Origin of the sequence: Leptolyngbya sp. O-77, assembly GCF_001548395.1 — a bacterium.
Classification (GTDB): domain Bacteria; phylum Cyanobacteriota; class Cyanobacteriia; order Elainellales; family Elainellaceae; genus Thermoleptolyngbya.
The window spans coordinates 5,405,703-5,426,175 of record NZ_AP017367.1 but is presented as its reverse complement, the minus strand read 5'-3'; the positions used below and the strand labels follow the sequence as shown (position 1 = coordinate 5,426,175).

14 protein-coding genes and 1 pseudogene are annotated in these 20,473 nt (G+C 57.6%); 9 read left to right on the top strand and 6 right to left on the bottom strand.

Going from position 1 to position 20,473, the window contains the following annotated elements:
- Positions 1-4 precede the first annotated feature (4 nt).
- Together O77CONTIG1_RS22865 and dnaK are read right to left on the bottom strand one after the other, a co-directional pair.
- Positions 5-991, bottom strand: a complete 987-nt coding sequence (locus O77CONTIG1_RS22865) for a J domain-containing protein (protein ID WP_317134168.1) — start codon at positions 989-991, stop codon at positions 5-7.
- A 1,124-nt stretch (positions 992-2,115) separates the two neighbouring features.
- Positions 2,116-3,935 (bottom strand): annotated as a pseudogene (gene dnaK, locus O77CONTIG1_RS27385) (molecular chaperone DnaK); the annotation flags it as partial.
- A 265-nt stretch (positions 3,936-4,200) separates the two neighbouring features.
- On the opposite strand from dnaK, the gene O77CONTIG1_RS22855 reads away from it, so the two are divergent.
- Positions 4,201-6,231, top strand: coding sequence for an ABC1 kinase family protein (locus tag O77CONTIG1_RS22855; protein WP_084782932.1), 2,031 nt, complete (start codon positions 4,201-4,203; stop codon positions 6,229-6,231).
- A gap of 79 nt (positions 6,232-6,310) precedes the next feature.
- Here the strand turns inward: O77CONTIG1_RS22855 and O77CONTIG1_RS22850 are convergent, their stop codons facing one another.
- Both O77CONTIG1_RS22850 and O77CONTIG1_RS22845 read right to left on the bottom strand, forming a co-directional pair.
- The gene (locus O77CONTIG1_RS22850; protein ID WP_068515624.1) at positions 6,311-6,715 is read right to left on the bottom strand and encodes a VOC family protein; all 405 of its coding nucleotides are present in this window, start codon (positions 6,713-6,715) and stop codon (positions 6,311-6,313) included.
- A gap of 121 nt (positions 6,716-6,836) precedes the next feature.
- The gene (locus tag O77CONTIG1_RS22845) at positions 6,837-8,942 is read right to left on the bottom strand and encodes a WD40 repeat domain-containing serine/threonine-protein kinase (RefSeq protein WP_197673279.1); all 2,106 of its coding nucleotides are present in this window, start codon (positions 8,940-8,942) and stop codon (positions 6,837-6,839) included.
- Positions 8,943-9,100: 158 nt separating this feature from the next.
- Here O77CONTIG1_RS22845 and O77CONTIG1_RS22840 point away from each other — a divergent pair, with 158 nt between their 5' ends.
- From O77CONTIG1_RS22840 to larC, 8 genes are all read left to right on the top strand, one after another.
- The gene (locus tag O77CONTIG1_RS22840) at positions 9,101-10,117 is read left to right on the top strand and encodes an alpha/beta fold hydrolase (protein ID WP_084782931.1); all 1,017 of its coding nucleotides are present in this window, start codon (positions 9,101-9,103) and stop codon (positions 10,115-10,117) included.
- Positions 10,118-10,444: 327 nt separating this feature from the next.
- Complete coding sequence (locus O77CONTIG1_RS22835; protein WP_068515618.1) at positions 10,445-11,467, top strand: ParM/StbA family protein; 1,023 nt, start codon at positions 10,445-10,447, stop codon at positions 11,465-11,467.
- On the top strand, positions 11,449-11,751 hold the full coding sequence (locus O77CONTIG1_RS22830) for a hypothetical protein (RefSeq protein WP_068515614.1): 303 nt from the start codon (positions 11,449-11,451) through the stop codon (positions 11,749-11,751). Before O77CONTIG1_RS22835 ends, O77CONTIG1_RS22830 begins: the two co-directional genes overlap by 19 nt.
- 66 nt (positions 11,752-11,817) lie before the next feature.
- Complete coding sequence (gene recJ / locus O77CONTIG1_RS22825; RefSeq protein ID WP_068515612.1) at positions 11,818-14,193, top strand: single-stranded-DNA-specific exonuclease RecJ; 2,376 nt, start codon at positions 11,818-11,820, stop codon at positions 14,191-14,193.
- 486 nt (positions 14,194-14,679) lie between these two features.
- The gene (locus tag O77CONTIG1_RS22820; protein WP_068515607.1) at positions 14,680-15,189 is read left to right on the top strand and encodes a hypothetical protein; all 510 of its coding nucleotides are present in this window, start codon (positions 14,680-14,682) and stop codon (positions 15,187-15,189) included.
- A 16-nt stretch (positions 15,190-15,205) separates the two neighbouring features.
- Entirely contained in the window at positions 15,206-15,724 is a 519-nt protein-coding gene (scpB, locus tag O77CONTIG1_RS22815) for an SMC-Scp complex subunit ScpB (protein WP_068515604.1), read from the top strand.
- 371 nt (positions 15,725-16,095) lie between these two features.
- Complete coding sequence (locus tag O77CONTIG1_RS22810; RefSeq protein WP_068515600.1) at positions 16,096-16,614, top strand: hypothetical protein; 519 nt, start codon at positions 16,096-16,098, stop codon at positions 16,612-16,614.
- 309 nt (positions 16,615-16,923) lie between these two features.
- Positions 16,924-18,570, top strand: a complete 1,647-nt coding sequence (gene larC, locus O77CONTIG1_RS22805; protein ID WP_068515597.1) for a nickel pincer cofactor biosynthesis protein LarC — start codon at positions 16,924-16,926, stop codon at positions 18,568-18,570.
- 6 nt (positions 18,571-18,576) lie between these two features.
- Here the strand turns inward: larC and O77CONTIG1_RS24045 are convergent, their stop codons facing one another.
- Together O77CONTIG1_RS24045 and O77CONTIG1_RS22795 are read right to left on the bottom strand one after the other, a co-directional pair.
- Complete coding sequence (locus tag O77CONTIG1_RS24045) at positions 18,577-18,900, bottom strand: ATP-binding protein (protein ID WP_317134167.1); 324 nt, start codon at positions 18,898-18,900, stop codon at positions 18,577-18,579.
- A gap of 712 nt (positions 18,901-19,612) precedes the next feature.
- Positions 19,613-20,245, bottom strand: coding sequence for a pyridoxamine 5'-phosphate oxidase family protein (locus O77CONTIG1_RS22795; RefSeq protein ID WP_068515592.1), 633 nt, complete (start codon positions 20,243-20,245; stop codon positions 19,613-19,615).
- Positions 20,246-20,473: the final 228 nt, after the last annotated feature.

Genomic DNA, 20,473 nt, shown 5'->3' with positions numbered 1-20,473 from the left:
TCCATTAAACGCCCAATCCAGCACGGGGATTGAACGTTTCAATTTGCCGCAGCTTGTCGTAGAGTTCGCGCTCTTGGGGGCTGAGGTCTTTGGGAACCTGGATAGTAATCTCCACAATCTGGTCGCCGCGCTTGCCATCGATGGGATAGCCTTTGCCTGCCAGCCGCAGCTTTTGTCCTGCTTTCACGCCGGGAGGAATCACCATTTTCACCAGCCCATCCAGCGTCGGCACTTCAATCGCTCCCCCCAGCACCGCTTCGCTGGGCGTGATGGGTAGCAAACAATAGATATCCGCTCCGTCAAGCTGATAGAAGGGATGGGGGGCGATTTCGATGCGGAGAAACAGGTCGCCGCCAGACACGCCCTGCCCTTTCAGGCGAATCTTTTGCCCCGTAAGCATGGCGGCGGGCATATTCACTTCGAGCGATCGCCCATCTTCCAGGCGAATCCGCTCGCGCCCGCCCGCAAAGGCCTTTTCCAGCGGCACCGTCAGCCGGGCCTCGGCGTTGCGTGGCGTGGCGCGGGGAACCGTGTAGGTGGTTTTGGTGGTGCCGGGACGGTAGGGATCGCGATCGCGCGGTGGGGTTCGCGGGGCGGCGGGTTCCTCATTGCGGCGGTTCAGCAGTTGGTCTACAAAGCTGTTAAAGTCGCGAAACTGGCTGAAGTCTACCTCGTCGGGGCTGCGGCTGGTGGTGCGGCTATTCCAACTGCGGGACTTGGGCGTTGCGCCACTCTGAAAGCCACCCTGCTTCCAGAAGCGGCTGAACTGGTCATACTGCGCCCGCTTGCTGGCATCCGACAGCACTTCGTAGGCCTCGCCCACGTCCTTGAACTTTTCCTCTGCTTCCTTGTCGCCAGGGTTCAAGTCGGGGTGATATTGCCGCGCCATCCGCCGATAGGCCTTTTTGATTTCCTCAGCCGTGGCGGTTTTGGGAATTCCGAGAATTTGATAGTAATTCCGAAAATTCTGCATCCGGTCTCCTACAGCCATTCGTCTTCGTCCTCATCCCAAATGCCCCGGCTGCGGGGAATCTCGCCAGTTTGCGGGTGGCGACGGGGAGTGTCGTCGCTGGGGCGACTCGCTGGGCGGTTATGTTCTGGCTTGTCTACCGATTCGTCGGTCGGTGCGTCAGCAGGCGCGTCTTCCCAGTTGTCCGCTGATTCGCGGCGAGGGCGCTTGGGCGCGTCGTCCCACGGATCGAGACTGATGGAGTCGCGGCTGTCTGGGTCAGACATATTAGCCTCTGGAGTCCGCAGGTTCAGTCCTTCCCGCTCTGGACGGCTGCGGGCTTCTGGGCGGCGATTTTCTGGGCGGCGACGCTCGGAAAAATCGCCCTGCGAAGCGTCTATTTCGCGTCCAGTTTCCCGTCCCATCCCACGGTTTCCAGATTCGCGGCTGCGATTGGGTCTGTCGTCCCAGCGATCGCCATTGCTGCGGCTGGGGCGGTTTTCGAGCGAGTCGCGGCTGCGGTCGGCAGTCTCTTCCCAGCGATCACGGGCGGGCGGGCGGGCAGAACGCGGCTCGTCCCAAGAATCACGGCTGGCAGGACGGCTAGGGCGCGACGGCTCATCCCAGGAGTCGCGGGCGGGCCGGCTAGGGCGCTGGGGTTCGTCCCAGGAATCGCGGCTGGACGAGCGGACAGAACGCGGCGGCTCATCCCAGCGATCGCGGGCGGCGGGTCGCTGGGGTTCGTCCCAAGAATCGCGGGCCGGGCGGCGCGGTGGCTCGTCCCAGGCGTCGCGACTGGCAGGACGAGCGGGGCGGCTGCTGTAGGAATCGGGGCGATCGCCGCCTCGATCATTCCAGTTCTCTCGTGCCGCCGGGCGGCTGCCATACGGATCGCGGGGTTCGTCCCAGCTATCGCGGGCGGCGGGACGGCTGCTGTAGGAATCGCGGGCCGCAGGGCGGCTGCTGTAGGGATCGGGGCGATCGCTCCAGGAATCGCGACGAACAGGCGGCCGGTCGTCCCACGGGTCGCGGCGGGCCGCAGGGCGATCGTCCCACGGGTCGCGGCTGCCGCGATAAGACGGAATTTCGTCAAACTCGTCGTCGTCGCCCAGCAGCGTCCGCTTCAGCGAGCTAAAGAAGCCCTCATCTTCGTCGCCCCGGTCAAACTGATAGACCTCTTGCTGGAGCTGATACAGGGCATCGCGCAGGTCAGCTTCGAGCGTGTCGATGCGGCGCTCGTCGTTGTTCGCCAGGGCATCGCGCAGGTCTTTGATCAGCGCTTCGATCTTGCGGCGATAGGGGCTGGCAAACTGCATCCCAAAGTCCAGCGCCACTTCGCGCAGTTGTCGCTCTGCCTGATAGGTCAGCGCTTCGGCCTTGGTGCGCTTTTCTACCCGCTCGCGCCGCTCCCGGTCTTGCTGGGCGTTGCGTTCCGCATCCTGAATCATCTTCTGAATTTCGGCTTCGCTGAGGGTGGATGCACCCTGGATCGTGATGCCCTGTTCGCGGCCGGTGGTTTTATCTACGGCGGTGACTTGCAAAATGCCGTTGGCATCGATGTCGAAGGATACCGAAATCTGGGGCACGCCCGCGCGGCGCGGGGGGGAATGCCCAGCAGCTTGAAGCGGCCAAGGGACTTGTTATCTGCGGCCATTTCGCGTTCCCCCTGGACGACGTGAACCTCCACCATCGTCTGATTATTTTCAGACGTAGAGAAGATGTCGGAGCGGCGGACGGGAATGGTGGTGTTGCGGGGAATTAGCTTTTTGGTCAGGCCGCCGATGGTTTCCAGTCCGAGGGAAATCGGCGTTACGTCCAGCAGCAGGATGTCGCGCATCCCCACTTCCTGCGTGAGAATACCTGCCTGAATCGCCGCGCCGACGGCCACCGCTTCGTCGGGGTTGACGTGTTCGCTGGGTTCCCGGTCGATGAGCGATCGCACTAGATTTTTCACCATCGGCATCCGCGTGCCGCCGCCCACCAGCACCACTTCGTCGATGTCGTCTGGGGCCAGCCCCGCGTCGCGCATTGCCTGCTTCAGCGGACCGCGCATCCGGCTCAGCAAATCGGTACACATGCCCTCAAATTGCGAACGGGTGAGGCGTGTTTCCAGATGCTTCGGCCCGTCCTCTGGGGTGGCGGTGATAAAGGGCAGGTTGATTTCTGTGACGCTCACGCCGGAAAGTTCGATTTTGGCCTTCTCGGCCGCTTCGGTGAGGCGCTGGAGCGATTGGCGATCGCGCCGCAAATCCAGCCCTTCTTTTTCCAGAAATTGCTCTGCCAGCCAGTCCACAATTTTCTTATCGAAATCATTGCCGCCGAGCTGGGTGTCGCCGCTGGTGGCGCGGACTTCAAACACACCGTCGCCCACTTCCAAAATCGACACGTCAAACGTGCCGCCGCCCAGATCAAACACCAGAATCACCTGGCTATCACGCCGCTCCAGCCCATAAGCGAGAGAGGCGGCCGTCGGCTCATTTAGAATTCGCAAAACTTCCAGACCCGCGATTCGCCCCGCATCTCGCGTTGCCTGCCGCTGCGAGTCGTTGAAATAGGCCGGAACTGTGATCACCGCGCCTGTCACCTGCTGCCCCAAATATCGGCTGGCCTCATCCGCCAACTTCCGCAGCACCATTGCCGAAATTTCCTCCGGCGCAAAGTCGCGCTCTAGCCGAGGACATTTGATCTTAATATTGCCGTTCTCGTCTTTGCGGATGGTGTAGGGCACGCGCCGGGAGTCGGGACTGACTTCGCTGTAGCGCCGACCGATAAACCGCTTCACGCCGTAGAAGGTGTTTTGGGGATTTAGCACTGCCTGCCGCCGCGCCATCTGCCCTACCAACTGCTCTCCTTCTTTGCTAAAGCCCACCACCGATGGGGTCGTCCGCATTCCCTCTGCGTTGGCAATCACGACGGGCTTGCCACCCTCCATCACGGCGACGACTGAGTTTGTGGTGCCCAGGTCTATGCCTACGACTTTGCCCATGCGCTGCAACGCTCCTCGCGGATTTCACCAAATGTTGAGAACTGATAACTCATTCTATCTTGCCAACGCAAGGCCCGCTGCACAGTTGATCAGCGACTGATCAGCGATATCAGCGACCCGTAGGTGACGGTTTTTCCGCCATTTGGATTACGGGCGATTGGCTATTCGCGGGGCAATTCCCCCTGCAAGATAGAGGGGTTGCCAGATGTTCGCTGTTACAATGCTTAACAGAGGCGACTCTTCTCTTCATTCCGCTCTGGAACCCATGCCAACTGCTGAGACTTCCGCGACCGTCCGCCCTGCTGCGGTGCTTGCTCGCCCGCTATCGATTGAAGACCACCTCAAGTCCGCTTACGACTCGTCGGAGATGCCAGCAGTGCGCTACGACCCGATGGCGATCGCCGAATATTACAGGGTTCGTCCGCTGCCAGTGATGGGGCGAATGATTGGCATTGTGCTGCCCTTCGTTCTGTTTGCGTTGGGCCTGTGGTGGGATAAGCAGTGGGGACAGACCGAAAAAAAACAGCAGCGTCGCGCCGAGCAATTGCGCGACATTTTGACCAAGCTTGGCCCCGCCTACATCAAGATTGGGCAGGCGCTCTCTACTCGCCCTGATCTGGTGCCGCCCGCTTATTTGGAAGAACTGACTCGCCTGCAAGACCAGTTGCCGCCTTTTCCCAACGAAGTGGCGTTTCAGTTTATTGAAGAAGAATTGGGCGATCGCCCCGAGAATATCTACGCCGAACTCAGCCCAGAGCCAATTGCCGCCGCCTCGCTAGGGCAGGTCTATAAGGGCAAGCTGAAGACGGGTGAGGTTGTGGCAGTGAAGGTGCAGCGTCCCGGACTGGCGGAGCGTATTACGCTTGACCTCTACATTCTGCGCCGTGCTGCAATGTGGGCGGCAAATACCTTCAAGCAAATCCGCAGCGACCTCGTTGGCATCATGGACGAGTTCGGGGCCCGCATCTTTGAAGAGATGGATTACACCCAGGAAGGGCGCAACGCCGAGCGGTTTGCCCAGCTTTATGGCGCAATTCCTGACATCTATGTGCCTCGGATTTACTGGGAATATACCCATCAGCGTGTGCTGACGATGGAGTGGATCAACGGCACCAAGCTCACCAAGCCGCGAGAGCTAGCGGCCCAGGGCATCGATGCGGCCTACCTGGTAGAAGTGGGTGTGCAGTGTTCGCTGCGGCAGTTGCTAGAGCATGGCTTTTTCCATGCCGACCCGCACCCTGGCAACCTGCTGGCGACACCCGATGGCAAGCTCGCCTATCTGGACTTTGGCATGATGAGTGAGGTGCAGGCTCCCCAGCGCTACGGGCTGATCGAGGCGGTGGTTCACATGGTCAACCGCGACTTTGAAGGCTTGGCGAAAGACTACGTAAAGCTGGAATTTTTGACCCCGGATACCGACTTGACCCCGATTATTCCGGCACTGGCTGCGGTCTTTAGCAACGCGCTGGGGTCGAGCGTCGCCGAACTGAACTTCAAGAGCATCACCGACCAGCTTTCCCAGGTGATGTACGACTATCCGTTCCGCGTGCCTGCCTACTACGCACTGATTATCCGGTCGCTGGTGACGTTGGAAGGCATCGCTATCAACGTGGATCCCAATTTCAAGGTGCTGAGCAAGGCCTATCCTTATATTGCTAAGCGCTTGCTAACCGATCCGTCGCCAGAACTCCGCTCCTCGCTTAAGGATTTGCTGTTCAAAGACGGCAGCTTCCGCTGGAATCGTCTGGAAAACCTGCTGAAGAACGCTAAGGACAGCCCAGATTATGACCTGAACTATGCGGTGGATCAGGCGCTAAACTTCCTGTTTTCTGAGCGCGGCGAGTTTATTCGCGAGTATCTGGTGGAGGAGATTGTCAAAGGGATTGACGGCTATGGGCAGATGACGATGCAGCGGCTGACTGCCACTCTGCGCGATCGCATCGGTCTGGGCAACGGTTCCGCGCCGCCCCCTGCCGAGTCGCAAAACCTGGAACACCTGAGCCGTATTCTCAACATTCTGCGCGATACGCCCGGATTTGACCCGATTCAGCTTCTCCCTGTGGTGCCAAATCTGCTGCTGCGTCCTGAAACTCAGCGCATGGGCCAGCAGATTGCAGGCGGGCTGGCCCAGCGGGCCGCAGCCCGGTTCATCCGCGAATTTCTCTTGCCGGAGGAGCCGCCCCAGCCGACTCCTTCTGCCAGCGGCCACCTGAATCGCAACGGTAAGGTGCTAAGCAGCACAATGGGCGGCAACGGAAGCGGCAACCTGGCACTACCCGCCCGCCGCTCGGCATAGGCGATCGCCCGCTGATGAAACCACCAGCCTTGAAGACGAACCAGAGCGATCCGTCTCGTCTTCAAGGCTGATGCAAGGCTCAGAACGTTGCGGGATGCCCTGACTCGTGCAGAATGAGGCGGTTGCCGTCGGGGTCGTAGGCGTAGGCTTCGCGACCGTGGAAGTCAGTAATGATGGGGCTGGCGGGGCGTGGGGGGGCGGCGGCGATCGCGCTATGGGCAGCCTCTACAGCGGCGATCGCCTGCTCCAGGTTATCTACCTCCAGGCACAGGCTCATTGCGCCGCTGTGGGAGGCAGCGAATTCTCCGGCATGTTCCTGTTTGGGCTGAAAGATGCCAAACCGAAACAGACCGATCTGGAATTCGACGTAGGTGTTGGGAAACTCGAACGATGGAGCGATGTTGAGGAGCGTCCGGTAGAACTGCCGCAACCGTGCCAGATTGGGCGAGGACAGGGTGAGCGTGGCGTAGTCGGTGTAAAGCATAATTCTCCTGCCAAAGTATTAAAAAACAGCTACTAAAGGGTGGAACTTTAGCAGAGATTGGGTCGGATTGATCAACCCAGATTCAAAATTTAAAAAACGTCTGAAATTGTCTGGAAAATGTCTAAAACACGTCGTCTGGAAGCTGCCACAGACGTACCGTGCGGAACCCTTTGCCCGTGGCGATGGTTCTCCAGTCGGGGCTGGCGATCGCATGGTCGAGGGGCGCTCCCTCGCCGGCAAAGATGTGAGTGGGTTTTCCGGTTACCAAATTCCACAGCGTCAGTTGCCCTTCGGCATCGCTGCTGAGCAAGGTTCTGCCGTCGCCGCGCACTGCCAGCATGTTGATAAACCCAGCCGAACCCGTCAGCGGTTTGCCCAGTTCGCCTGTCTCCAGGTTCCAGCGATAGATTGTTCGATCTGTGCCGCCCGCCAGCACCTCGACTCCATCCGGCGTAAGGGCGATCGCATTGATGGCTCCTGTAAATCCTGTAAACGTTCGCAGTGGCGTTCCAGTCTCCAGATCCCAAGCGATGATATCTGAATCTGTACCGCCACTAACAATTGTGCGGGCATCAGGGCTAACAGCAATCGCATTGATGAACCCTTTGTGTCCTTCCAGGGTGTGAATTGGCTGTCCGGTTGCCAGGTTCCAGGTTCGCACTGTGCTATCCGCACTGCCGCTGATCAGTGTTCCATCCGAGGCGATCGCCAGTGCGTTTATTGCGTTCGTGTGACCGGTCAGCGTATGTCGGATTGTGCCGCTGGGCAAATCCCAAATTAGGACTTGATTATCTGCGCCGCCGCTCACCAGCGTTTGCCCATTGCCGCTCAGCGCGACCACGTTCACGTAGCTGCTATGTCCCTTGAGCGTGCGGAGGGGTTGCCCCGTTGCCACGTCCCACACGATGATTTGCTGGTCTGCGCCACAGGTAATGAGCTGCTGCCCGTCCGGAGTAAACACTCCGTGATTAATGAATCCGGTATGTTCTGCCAAGCTAGCGCTAGAGACGAGCGACTGTACGGCAACGGTTCCACCGCTAGAACGCTGATAAACTTGCCAGCCACCCCAGCCCGCCAGCCCAATCAGCAGCGCTGCTGCACTGCCCCAGAACCAGGGACGCTTCCAGCGGAGTGTGGTGCGCTGAGAATGAGTCTGTGCAGGCTGAAGCTCGGTCGTCTTGGGTGAGGAGATATTTTCTGGGGGTAATGAAGCCAGCCCTTGGACGCGGGGCAGGTTGCTGGGAGGGGCGATCGCCGCCAGATCTTCCAGGATTTCGCGGGTGCTGGTGGGGCGATCGCTCGCTTTGGGCGCAATCAGGCGGTCGATAAAGTCGGCAAACGGCTCCGACACCTGCGGAGCAAACTGCCGCCAGCGGAAGCTATTGTCGTGGGGATTGTAAATATCAGGATCGGTCGGTTGCTTCCCGGTCAGCAGGTAAATAAACGTCCACCCCAGGGCATAAAAATCGGACTGGGGCACAGCCTGCCCCTTTTCCTGCTCTGGCGGCGTGTAGCCTGCGGAGCTAATGCGGGTTACGCCTTCGGAACCGCCCAGTTGTGCCAGATAAGTCGCCGTCATCTCGCGCACTGCGCCAAAGTCCACCAACACCAACTGCCCATTCGACCGCAGCATAATATTTTCGGGCTTAATATCCCGGTGAAAATAGTTGCGCTCATGCACCAAGTGCAGCACCTCCGTCAGTTGTCGCATCCACTTTCGCGCCTGCGCCTCGCTGATGCCGTGGTTGCCCTGCTGCCGCATCCATTCTCGCAGGTTAGGCCCGTCAATTTTTTCCATGATGATGCAGTGCAGCGGCGACTCGCTGCCGCGTGGCAAAAACTGGAAATAGCCGTCTGGCTCAATCGCAGGCACACCCGGATGGCGCAACTGGCTCAGCACTACGGCCTCTCGCCGAAACAGGGCGACGGCTTTGCTGTGGCCGCTGTGGATTTCCTTCAGCACCTTCAGGATTTTGGGTACATTCCGCTCGTAGGCTTCATACACCTGACCAAAACCGCTTTTGTCGCTAATCAGCCGCATAACGCGATAGCGCTCCCGCAGCACCAGATCCGACCCGCAGCTTTGGCAAAAGCGGCTGCCGTCGTTGCTGGGGTGATTGGGTTCAGCGCATTGGGGATTGATGCAGAGGCTCATAGCGTCGGGCGGTGATGCATCCTGGGAGCGGTAGGGCTTGGGAAAGATGAGTCTGGGAGCAGTCTGAAGCAAAACGGACTCTCCCCAATCAAGCTCAGATTCGGTGTTTTCTTGGGTTCAACGCCAAGCACCTACCAGAATACTGTACTGCTTCGCTCGTGACTCCTGACCCCTAACCCTTGACCCCTTGCTATAGCATGAAGAGGAGGTTGTTTCCATTAGCGATCGCTATGCCTGCTTTGTCTCCGCAGCTTCCCTGGCACACGCAGCTTGGCTCCCAGCGCGACTGGGCATGGCGCGGCTGGCAGATTCGCTATACCTATCTAAGGGCGCAAACCCCTGCGCCGGATGCCGTGCCGATTGTATTCCTGCATGGGTTCGGGGCAGCGCTGACCCAGTGGCGGCTGAACCTGGAGCCGCTGAGCCAGCATCACACGGTCTATGCGCTGGATTTGCTGGGGTTTGGTGCGTCGGAAAAAGGGGCGGCAAATTACAAAGTAGACCTGTGGATGGCGCAGGTGCGGGACTTTTGCCGCGAGATTGTGGGGCGGCCGGTGGTGCTGGTGGGGCATTCGCTGGGGGCGCTCGTGGCGCTGGCGATCGCCGCTGCTGAGCCTGCCCTGGTTCAGGGGTTGATCCTGCTCACGTTGCCTGCATCTCGCCAGGAGCTATTGCCCGGAAAGCTACAGGGCTTCGTGGGCGAAATTGAATCTTTCTTCTCGTCGCCGCTGCTGCTAAAGCCGTTGTTCAGCCTAATTCGGCGACCGGGCGTGATTCGCTCGGTGCTGCGAGCAGTTTATGCTAACCCCGAAGCCATTACCGACGAACTGGTGCAAAGCTTCGCCATTCCGGCGGGCGATCGCGGCGCAGCGAAAGTCCTCTGTCGGCTGGTGCAGGCCCGCACCCAAACAGACTTTAGCCCGAATACAAAAGCCTTGCTGCAAGCGGTCGATTTGCCGATCCTGCTGCTGTGGGGAGAAAAAGACCGTGTAATCCCACTGGGATGGGGTCGTCAGCTTCCGGCCATGAATCCCAGGCTAAAGCTGATTGAACTGCCCGATGCGGGCCACTGTCCTTACGACGAGTGCGCCGACCGAGTCAATCGAGAAATCCTGGCGTGGGTCGATCACTGCGTTGGTAAGGTAAATGCCGGAGCAGTAAATGCTGGAGCAGTAAATGCTGGAGCGGTGAACGCTGGAGCCGTGAACGCTGGCGCAACCAAGCCGCCGTTAGGCCCTAGCGCCTGACCCCAGTTCCCCGGTCGGTTTACATTTTTTCAAACTTTCTCAAACTTTTTCAGAGTGCGTCTGTACTGCTAGGGCGCTGGCTTTGGCGCGTTTGGTGATGTGGGGTAGGGTCAATGGGGGCGATCGCCTGATCCAAAATTTGGATGGCAATGATATAGTACACTTGTATCAAACACCAAATGGGTACAGATGGGGACAAACGGAACCTCTGGATGGCTGATCTTCAAGGCTCAGAATCAATTCCAGAGACAATTCCAGAGACAATTCCAGCACTCTGCTGCCCCACGTACCGCCTCAGCAAACTCAACGGGTGAAAACAAACGCTCTATGACTACAGGTACCAGAGCAAGGCGGGCAAGTAAACCCCCTGCAATCTCTCCAAGCGGCACGCGCACCCTGGCGCTGGATGCAGGCAACTATGATCTCAAATTTTTCGACGGCAACGGTCATCCCAAGGCGATTCGCTCGGTGCGCTATCATCTGCCGTCGGGGCGCGATGCCGTCAGCTATTCCGACGCTTCGCCGCTGATCGAGCTGCCTGATGGCACCCGCGTCCACTTTGGCGCACAGGCCTATAAATATCGCCGCCAGCAGCAGACCGTTGTAGAAAATAAGGTGGAACTCTCGCGCCTGCATCTCTACGCCTGTTTGGAACCGTTTAATGGCAGCACCGAGTTTACCTTACAGGTCTACGCCTCCACGCCAGAACCCGCCAAAAACCGAGACGCGATTCGAGAGCAACTCATCGGGATGCACGAATTCAAGCGCAACGGGCTGGACTATCGCGTCATGGTGGAAAGCGTGGAGGTGGAGCGCGAAGGCATGGGCGCGTATCACTACGCACGGCAACTGGGGATGATTCCCGATGCAGGCTTTACCATTGTCGTCGATATTGGCGGCGGCACTTGGCTAACGCGGCTGGTAGATGCCGAGGGCGAAGTGATCGATGAAAACGTCATGGATCGCGGTGGTGCATACGAACTGGCGGCTTCCATCAGCTTCGACAAGCGACTCACCTCGGCTTTGGGCACGAGCGCCGACCCCAGCATTGTAATGGACGGGTTTCGGGCTGGGCACACCTACGCCGACACAGAGCTAACGTGGGCCCCCTGGCTGGAGGAGCATCTCGACCCCTGGTTTAAGGGCATTTTCCAAACCGTGCGATCGCAATACAACCCCTATATGCCCCGCGTGACGCGCTTTTTGGTGACGGGCGGCAGTACTCACCTGATTGCCGAGCGGCTCCAGGGGCGCAAGCTCTTTGCCGTCATGGGCGACCCACAGTTTGCCAATGTTCGCGGTTTGTACTCGATGTCGATGGATCAACAGCTATGCATGACAACAAAGTAAGACTGAGTGCGGATGTGCTGGAAAAGGCGCAGCAAATTGCTGCTGAGTGGGGGCTAAAGAACACCCGTGCAGCGGTAGAGGCGGTATTCCGGCGCTATGCCGATGACTATCTGCACGGTCGGGAGCCGTTTCCTGGCGCGGCGATTCGCGAAGCGATCCCAACGGGAATCGCCCCGGCCCACGTCCCCACCTGGACTCCGCTGCGCCGATTCGACCCGCTGGCTCTGGCGAACGGTGGCAGTTGCGAAGCGCTGGATGCCCTGGATGAACTGCTCGGAGCCTGACGGCCGCTGCTCTGGAGTCTAAAATGGGAGCCTGAATGGGAGCCTGACCCTGGAGGATCGTTTTGCATGGCTGAGTCGGCAATCTGGCAGCTTCCACCCGATGAGTCGCCGCCCGCCGAGTTTGTGCAGGCAGCGGCGGAGTATGCACCCGATGGCATGGCGACCTATGCTGCCCAGTTGCTTTGGCAGCGGGGTATTCGCGACTCAGCGGCGCTGGCGGGCTGGCTCGACCCCAATTGCTATGCGCCGACCAGCCCCTTTGCGTTTGGCGAAGAAATGCAGAGGGCGATCGCCCGTCTGAAGCTGGCCTACGAACGACAGGAGGCGATCGCCATTTGGGGAGATTTTGATGCCGATGGGATTACGGCGACGGCGGTGCTGTGGGAAGGGCTGGGACAGTTTTTCCCTCAGGGCGATCGTCTCTCCTATGTCATCCCCAATCGCCTGACAGAATCCCACGGGCTGACCCACAGCGGCATCGAGCAACTAGCGGCAGCAGGCGTTCGCCTGATTGTCACCTGCGACACGGGCAGCACCAGCCTGGCAGAGATTGACCATGCGAATCGCTTGGGGCTGGACGTGATTGTGACGGATCACCACACGCTGCTGACCCAGCGTCCGCCTGTGGTGGCCATTGTCAATCCCCGCAGCCTGCCTGCGGATCATCCCCTCGCAACCCTTTCGGGCGTTGCCGTTGCCTACAAACTGGTGGAGGCGCTATACGAAACCCTGCCCGACGTGCCGACGCGCCCGCTGGATGCCCTGCTGGATCTGGTGGCGATTGGGCTAATTGCTGACCTGGTGGAACTGCGGGGCGACTGCCGCTATCTGGCGCAGCGGGGCATTGCTCAGCTTCAGAAAAATCAGGATGTGGCAACGGCTCCGCGCCCCGGCGTGGCGATGCTGCTGGAATTTTGCAAAAAGGCGGGCGATCGCCCTACTGATATTTCCTTCGGGCTGGGGCCGCGCATCAACGCCATCAGCCGCATCCAGGGCGATGCCCGCGATGGCGTGGAGCTATTGACCAGCCGCGACGAGAGCCGCTGTCGCCAGCTTGCCGAAGCAGCAGAACTGGCAAACACTCGCCGCCGCGCCCTCCAGCAAGATCTGTTCAAACAAGTCTCGGCGCGGCTGAGCCAGATGGATTTGTCTACGACTGGCGTAATTGTGCTAGAAGATCCGCAGTGGCCAGTGGGCGTTCTAGGACTGGTAGCGGGGCAAATTGCTCAGGAATATGGCCGTCCAACCCTTTTGCTCAGCAGCGCCGCACCATTGGCAGCTTCCAAACCCGCTGCATCGGATGCCTCCAAGTCTTCGCCCAGTAGCGTCAAGCTGGCACGAGGCTCTGCCCGCTCTGTGAACCAGATTGATCTCTACGACCTGATGAGCAGTCAGCAGCACTTGCTCAGTGGGTTTGGCGGGCATCCCTTGGCGGCGGGGCTGAGTCTGCCTGTGGAAAACATTCCGCTGTTTGCGGATGGCATCAATCGGCAACTCCGGCAGCAGGTGGGGATATCGGGGGCGATTGCCCCGCCTGCGCTCCCGGTTGATCTGATCGTGACCGTGGGCCAGTTGGGAAAAGACTTGTTCCAAGCGCTGAAACTGCTGGAACCCTGCGGCATGGGCAACCCCACACCCAACCTGCTGATTCGCCAGTGCCGTTTTGAAAATGTCCGCAATGAAAATATCCGCGATTTCAAGCAGCGCAAGGTGCGTTACATCAAAACCGAGTTTGAGCTTGTGGATGAAACCGGGCAATTTCCTGGCGTGTGGTGGGGGCACTATCGCGACGAGATGCCGCCGGGGCCGTGCGATGCGGTGGTGCAGATGGATTTCAACCCGTTTCGCAAGCGCTACGAGGTGCGGCTGATGGCGGTTCGGCCGGCGGCGGGCGAGTGGGCTGCGGCCATGCCTGCTGAGCCAGACTGGCTGCTGGACTGGCGCGGGCAGTCCGAACTTCTGGCAGGCGCGGCCGACGCAGAAAACGTGCTGGTGATGACCGACTGCCCGACCCAGTGGGACGATCTGCGCGTGTGGGGACGACAGGCCCGGCACGACGGCAAACGGCTGGCGATCGCCTACCAGCTTCCCCCTGCTATCGACCCGCTAGAATCCTGGCAAACCCTGGTGGGACTGGCAAAGTATCTCAGCCGCACAGGGCAAGTCGCAACGCGATCGCAGCTTTTACGAAAACTGGGGCTGGGCGATCGCCCGCTGAGAGCCGGAATTCAGGCATTGCAGGTGCTGGGAATGACGGTCACAGCCCTCCCCAATGGGCTGCAATTTCAGTGGAATCCAGCCGATTTGTCCACCCAATCGCCGACAGCGGCCCAGGTGAATCAGACCATTGAGGCGTTTCTCTCGGCGGTTGAAGAAGAACAATTTCGGCGACAGTACTTTGCGACTGTGCCTGCTGCAACGATTCGGGCGATCGCCGCTTAATTCTCGAAACCAGAGTCAAATGCTGAAAGCCAGCGGTTGGAGTCAGCGGTTGGAGTCAGCGGTTGGAGCGAGCAAAGACTCTGACAACCTTAAAAGCAGCACAAAAGCTCAAGAAAAAGAGTGCAGACAGCATGACGACTCAGAATCAACCTCTATCTGCACCCTCTCAGCTAACCATGAACGTTGTGCAAGCAAGCACCCTGAAAGCCTTTCAGCAAGTTCAAAAGCGGGGTTTAAACCCAACACATCCTACGTGATTCAGCGTACGTGATTGAATAGGAGCAACTGAAAAGGAAATTCAGTGGATTCGCGCAGGCAACACCGTTAATAGCTTCATCCTACGGCGATCGCCTGGGTTGTTTCATAAAGGAACTGTAGAGTTTGGGTGTAACCCCATAAGACTCGTGTGAAGATAAACAAGGCTCATTCGCCTGTGCCGAAATGACTCCCTGAAATGGTTCTCTGAAGACCCGCAGACAGATTCCCATGACCCAGCCTAAATTCGCCAGCCGTGCCGCTTGGGAGCAGGCAAATCTGCTAATGCAGCCTGTGTTTATTCGGGTGCTGGATAATTTGCGAAAAGCCCTGGAACAGTCGCCCTGGAAAAGCACCTACCGCAACGACCCCATCTGGCCCGATGGCGTATCGGAGGAGACGCAGCAGCACGTGCTAGCGCTTCAGCATCGGCTGGCATCCGCCACGCCAGAAGAAGCCCCAGACCTCCAGGAAGCGCTGTCGCGTCTGCCCCAGCCCCATCCGGGCTACGTGCTGTGTCTCCAGTATCAGGCTCATCAGGTGAATATCGACCTCTGGCAGTTGTGCTATCAGATCTGCTTTCGCAACTACAGTCCTGTGCTGAGCCTAACCGACACCGTGGTGGTAGAAGTAGATACAAGCTTACTCGACGACACAGGCGATGTAGACTGGCAAAAGCTCGATGCTAAAGCGGCTCAGCTTGTAGAGCAGCTTTTGGCCAGCTTGCCAGACATTTCGTAGGTGCCCTGCGCGATCTATGTCCCGACTGTCCAGCACAATTGAAGCCATTTTGTATCTGAAAGGGCAGCCGCTGACGCTGGCCAAAATTGCAGAATATGCCGGATGCGATCGCCCCAGTGCCGAGGAAGGGCTGATTGAGCTAATGACCGACTACGCCCAGCGCGACGGAGCACTAGAAGTGGTGGAAACGCCAGAGGGCTATTGTTTGCAGCTTCGCGAAGCCTATCAGCCGCTCTTGCAAAAGCTGGTGCCTGTGGATTTGGGCGTGGGCGCGTTGCGGACCCTGGCGGCGATCGCCCTGCGCGGCCCGCTGACGCTTTCGGATCTGGTCGAACTGCGCGGTTCCGGGGCCTACCAGCACGTCCAGGAATTGGTAGAGCTAGGGTTTGTCCGCAAGCGTCGCAAAGCTGATAGCCGCTCGTCTTGGCTGCAAATCACCGACAAGTTTTATCAATATTTTCAGCTAGAGTCGCTGCCACAACCCTTCAGCAACGCCTCCAGCGCTTCGGCAAATGCCGTGCTTCCCGAAGCCTGACCCTATGCCCGGATCGCCTCTCCACCTCAGCCCTGAGAACGACATGGCTTCCCGGCCTGCGATAGAACCGTTTTATGCAACCCAGCCATTACCTTGGTGTGTAATGTTTCGGAGCTTGTACTAGATAATTTTTGGGATTGGTTTAGGAATACAGCATTTTCTTGCGGGGCGAGGCACGCACAGTCCTAACGAGGCAAACGCTTCTTGACTATCCACGTACCTCACCAGCTTCAAAAACGCTGTAGAAGCGTTCATGGGTGAACCTACGATGAACCTGCTTTTGTCATAAACCTAGTCACAGCTAGTGAACAGGGTTCGGAACGGTTTGAAATCCCAGGAAAAAACCATTTGATAAGCTGAGGTAATAAACCATGAGTAACCCTGATTATAGTCGGCAGAACGAGGCCCGCATTCGGGACATGCAAAACGCTGAGTTGCAAAATCGTGAATTGCGCGATCGCGAACTTCATGCTTGCGAAGCTCGTCGCCAGGCCGAAATGGCGCGAGACAATGCCAATACCTCCGGAAGCTTGTTCCTTGGACTGATGCTGGCGGCGATCGCAGGCTTTACCGCCCTATTTATCGCGCTGGCCCAGCGCAGCGATACCCAGCCCCAGGTAGAACCCGCTGCTCCCCCTGAAGTGAACGTGCAGCCCCCTGAGGTGAACGTTCAACCCCCCGATGTAAACATTCAGCAGGCTCCACCCCCGGATGTCAACGTGACGATTCCTGAAACTGCCCCCCAAACGGCCCCTCCCCCGAGCGCTGACCCGTCTCTCGATCCGATGATGGGCGCACCCGAAAGCTCGGCGGATTCTATGAACCCAGATTCTATGAACCCTGATCCGATGGCGAATCCCAATGGCACGGTTCAGCCAGGACAACCGTAATCTCTGGGTCGGCATCATTCCTGCCTTTGGAATATGGGATTCATCTTCTACTTCTAATCGATTGACTATCGGCTGTGGGCGTAGCGACTCTGCCCGCGGCCGATTTTAGTGCGGAGCGGAGCAAGCAAGTGCCTATTCAGGAATAACTGCCAGGAATAACTCCCAGGAATAACTCCCAGGAATAACTGCGTAAAGAATATACCGCACATCTCAGGGTCTGAACCTGACCGTTATTTACTGTAGATTAGTTGAGGATAGGCTGTCTCAGCGGTTTAGTTCTCTCAACTCTCTCAACTCCAAGGCTCATCTATGACCAAGATTGCGTATCTAGACTGCCCGACGGGCATCGCCGGAGATATGTGCCTGGGGGCGCTGATTCACGCAGGGTTGCCGCTGGAGTATTTGGAAACGCAGCTTCAGCGATTGGGCATTTCCCATGAATATACACTGCGAGTCGAAACCGTGCAGCGAAATGGGCAATCGGCAACAAAACTGCACGTTGACCTAAGCGCATTGCCTGATCCGGAAGCGCTGGCGCACCAAGAGCCAGGAGTCGATGTTCATTCAACCTTTCGGCGTGCCTATTCTCAATCTCATTCTAATGACTTGACTCATCAAGGCATTTATCAAAATGCAGTCGAGCTGCATTCAGAAACGCATTCGGATTTACATTCTCATCAGAGTCATGTTCATACGCATGAGTCTGATTCTTCCGATGATTCTGCAAAGCATTTTCATCCGCATTCGCACAACCATTCGGTTGCTCATACCGATTCTATAGATGGTGTCAGGAATGCGATTGATGAATCTGAGCATCCGTCTCATGATCTTGCCCCACACCATCACGCAGGAACTCGGCATCTGGCAGACCTCGAGCAGTTGATCTTGGCAGCGGGATTGCCGCCTCGGGCCGAAGCGTGGAGTTTGGCGGTGTTTCGACAGTTGGCGATCGCCGAAAGTGCGGTTCACGGGATTCCGATCGAGTCCGTCCATTTCCACGAAGTCGGAGCGACAGATGCCATTGTAGATATCGTGGGAACCTGCTTGGGGTTGGACTGGCTGGGCATTGAGCATTTGTATTGCTCGGCGATGCCGACCGGCGGCGGCACCATCTGGGCAGCGCATGGGCGGCTCCCGGTGCCTTCGCCTGCGGTGCTGAAGCTGTGGGAACTGCGGCAGGTGCCAATCTACAGCAACGGCATTGAGCGAGAATTGGTCACACCCACCGGGGCGGCGATCGCCACGACCCTGGCAGCCAGTTTTGGCCCGCCACCCCCGATGACGCTGACCCGCGTGGGGCTGGGCGCGGGCGGGCGCGATCTGCCGATTCCCAATATTCTGCGGCTGTGGATTGGGGAATTATCGGAACTGGGGGCGGGTAGCTTTGCCTATCGACAGACGGTGGCCCACACCATTCCGTCAGGGATTCACTTACCCCAGTCTGCTAAAGCAGTAACGCCTGCTGCTCAGGGAGCCAATACCCAGGTGACGGTTCTGGAGACGCAGATTGATGATGCAAACCCACAGGCGATCGCCTACACGCTAGAAACACTGCTGGCGGCGGGAGCGCTGGACGTGTTTACGCAGCCTGTCACCATGAAAAAATCGCGCCTGGGCACGCTGCTGACGGTAATTTGCCCGATTGATCTGGCCGAAATTTGCAAAGCCGTCTTGTTTCGCGAAACAACGACGCTGGGCATCCGCGAGTCAGTGCAGCAGCGAACCCTGCTCGATCGAGAATTTCAGACGGTCGAGACGGAATTTGGAGAAGTCCCAATAAAGCTGGGGAAGCATCCCGTTAGCGGAGAACTGCTCAACGTCCAGCCGGAGTATGAAGATTGTGCCAAAATCGCCCGCGATCGCCAAGTTTCCTGGAGCGATGTGCATCGAGCCGCCTTACGCGCCTGGGAGAATCGGAACCCAAAGCCCCAACTCCGGGCAGAGAGCGCCCACTAGCGTCCACTAAGAGAGGAGCGGCAAACGCCCCCGGCTCCGAACCTGCTTGCAAAGGCGAAGCTCTGTGCCGTCTGCATTCCAGTGTACCTGGTCAAAAATCTGATGGAGGATATAGAGTCCACGGCCACAGTCTCGCTGCTCCTGGGGCGATCGCCCGACACAATCCTCTCGGCATGGCCCCGCAGGGTCGAACCCGCAGCCTTGGTCGGAAATAATCCACCAGTGTTCGTTATTGACAATGTAGAACTCAACCAGAATGGTTTTGTTTGGGTCGAGATTATTGCCGTGCTTTGCTGCGTTAACCAGCGCCTCTTGAAGTCCTAAACGCACCTCTGCTCTCCAGCGTGGCGGAATATCAGCCAGCAGCAAGTCCAAGACTGGACCCAGATGCAAAGTAGACGCAAAGCTTACAGTACCCCACTTTCGCCCATTGGGACGAGGTGTGATTGCGATCACTCGATGATCCTCACTGGTGTACAAAGGGACAGCGGATGAACCTTGCTTGGCTCAGTTCAAAAGTCAGGACTTTAAAAAGTGAAACTTATCTTTAGAAGCTGAGGCTAGGTGAATATGTCTGAAAACTTTCCACTGAAGCAAAACTGCAAAAAGTTAAAGTTCAATGCAATAGCTGGAATGCAACCTAAATCAAAAAAACAAGTCAATGAAAAAAGTGCAACCAAAAAGCAACAACGTAGATGGGTAGCACATCTATATCCAGCAATTTAATTCTAGCACAGACGGTCGGTAATCCCTGCTTTTTGGGCGGCAATTACCCACTGAGCCAGGGTTTCCCTGATCTTGGATGTAGCATTGCAACCGGGTTTAGACGGAATTCTGTGAGCTAAACTACAAAATCCTTGGGCAGAATAATAGTCAACAGCGCGATCGCCCCAAGTTCGTAGGGCGATCGCCCTACGCTCAGCAGACTTCATTGCTTGGCAAGAGCTTTGCGAGTGGTGATTGGTACAAATGAATTGAAAACTGGTAAATGACCTCAACGACCCTGCGGTTCATCAAGGATAAAATTACTTGATAAAATTGCTCACTGATGACTAGAAGCGTTATTCTCTGCCTGTGCAAGCTGCTGTTCTAGTGCTGAAATGCGATCGCGCAAGGGAGCCATCATCGCTTCGACCTCCTGTGCAGAATACCGAATGGGAATATGCTGCGGGCAGTTTTCGCTAATCGCCTCGACGTGAAACAAAATGGCCCGTTCAACAGGTGCAGGATAATCCTGAACTCGGAGTTTTTCAATCCATTTTGCGTTCGCGTCTGTGTTCCCTTCTAAGTATTCTGCACGTCCCCAAACCTTGACTCGCTGGCGATGCCGATAGTCCATCAAGAATAGAAATGCCTTGTCATTGCCGGAGAGATTGCCGACGGTAATGTATTGCAGATTGCCAGAAAAATCGGCAAAGCCAAGCGTCTTCTCATCCAGTACCTTTAGAAAACCAGCCGGGCCGCCGCGAAACTGGATATAGGGATAGCCGTTAGAACCAACGGTTCCTAAATAGAACCCGTCCAGATTGGCGATGAACTCGGACAATTCTGGCGTGATACTGTCACCAGCCGGGCCTTTAGCAATGTAGCGTGCGTAGGTTTGTCGAGAGCCACGCTGCGCTTGAGCGGCTAGGACTTCGGGCGTAAAAGCAATTTCTCCAAATTTGCGTGGCATGGGGCCCTCCTTTGATGGGGCAGATGGATAGAGTGGGCTATAGCGGTGGGCGATCGCCATCCAGGGATCGCTGATTCTGGCGCAGGGGCTAGGCAATCCGTCGCCGTTTCAGCGAGCGATGGAGCAGTTACCACAAGAACTGTTGCGCTCAATACCAACTTGGGATCATCTTAGGGATTTTTGGGCTGCTGTTATCCAGCTATCAAACAGCATTCAGGATTGTGCGGT

What these genes read in the sequence shown, in the direction of transcription:
- O77CONTIG1_RS22865 (WP_317134168.1), bottom strand. Translation starts at nt 991, where the DNA reads ATGGCTGTAGGAGACCGGATGCAGAATTTTCGGAATTACTATCAAATT.
- O77CONTIG1_RS22855 (WP_084782932.1), top strand. Translation starts at nt 4,201, where the DNA reads ATGCCAACTGCTGAGACTTCCGCGACCGTCCGCCCTGCTGCGGTGCTT.
- O77CONTIG1_RS22850 (WP_068515624.1), bottom strand. Translation starts at nt 6,715, where the DNA reads ATGCTTTACACCGACTACGCCACGCTCACCCTGTCCTCGCCCAATCTG.
- O77CONTIG1_RS22840 (WP_084782931.1), top strand. Translation starts at nt 9,101, where the DNA reads ATGCCTGCTTTGTCTCCGCAGCTTCCCTGGCACACGCAGCTTGGCTCC.
- O77CONTIG1_RS22835 (WP_068515618.1), top strand. Translation starts at nt 10,445, where the DNA reads ATGACTACAGGTACCAGAGCAAGGCGGGCAAGTAAACCCCCTGCAATC.
- O77CONTIG1_RS22830 (WP_068515614.1), top strand. Translation starts at nt 11,449, where the DNA reads ATGCATGACAACAAAGTAAGACTGAGTGCGGATGTGCTGGAAAAGGCG.
- recJ (WP_068515612.1), top strand. Translation starts at nt 11,818, where the DNA reads ATGGCTGAGTCGGCAATCTGGCAGCTTCCACCCGATGAGTCGCCGCCC.
- O77CONTIG1_RS22820 (WP_068515607.1), top strand. Translation starts at nt 14,680, where the DNA reads ATGACCCAGCCTAAATTCGCCAGCCGTGCCGCTTGGGAGCAGGCAAAT.
- scpB (WP_068515604.1), top strand. Translation starts at nt 15,206, where the DNA reads ATGTCCCGACTGTCCAGCACAATTGAAGCCATTTTGTATCTGAAAGGG.
- O77CONTIG1_RS22810 (WP_068515600.1), top strand. Translation starts at nt 16,096, where the DNA reads ATGAGTAACCCTGATTATAGTCGGCAGAACGAGGCCCGCATTCGGGAC.
- larC (WP_068515597.1), top strand. Translation starts at nt 16,924, where the DNA reads ATGACCAAGATTGCGTATCTAGACTGCCCGACGGGCATCGCCGGAGAT.
- O77CONTIG1_RS22795 (WP_068515592.1), bottom strand. Translation starts at nt 20,245, where the DNA reads ATGCCACGCAAATTTGGAGAAATTGCTTTTACGCCCGAAGTCCTAGCC.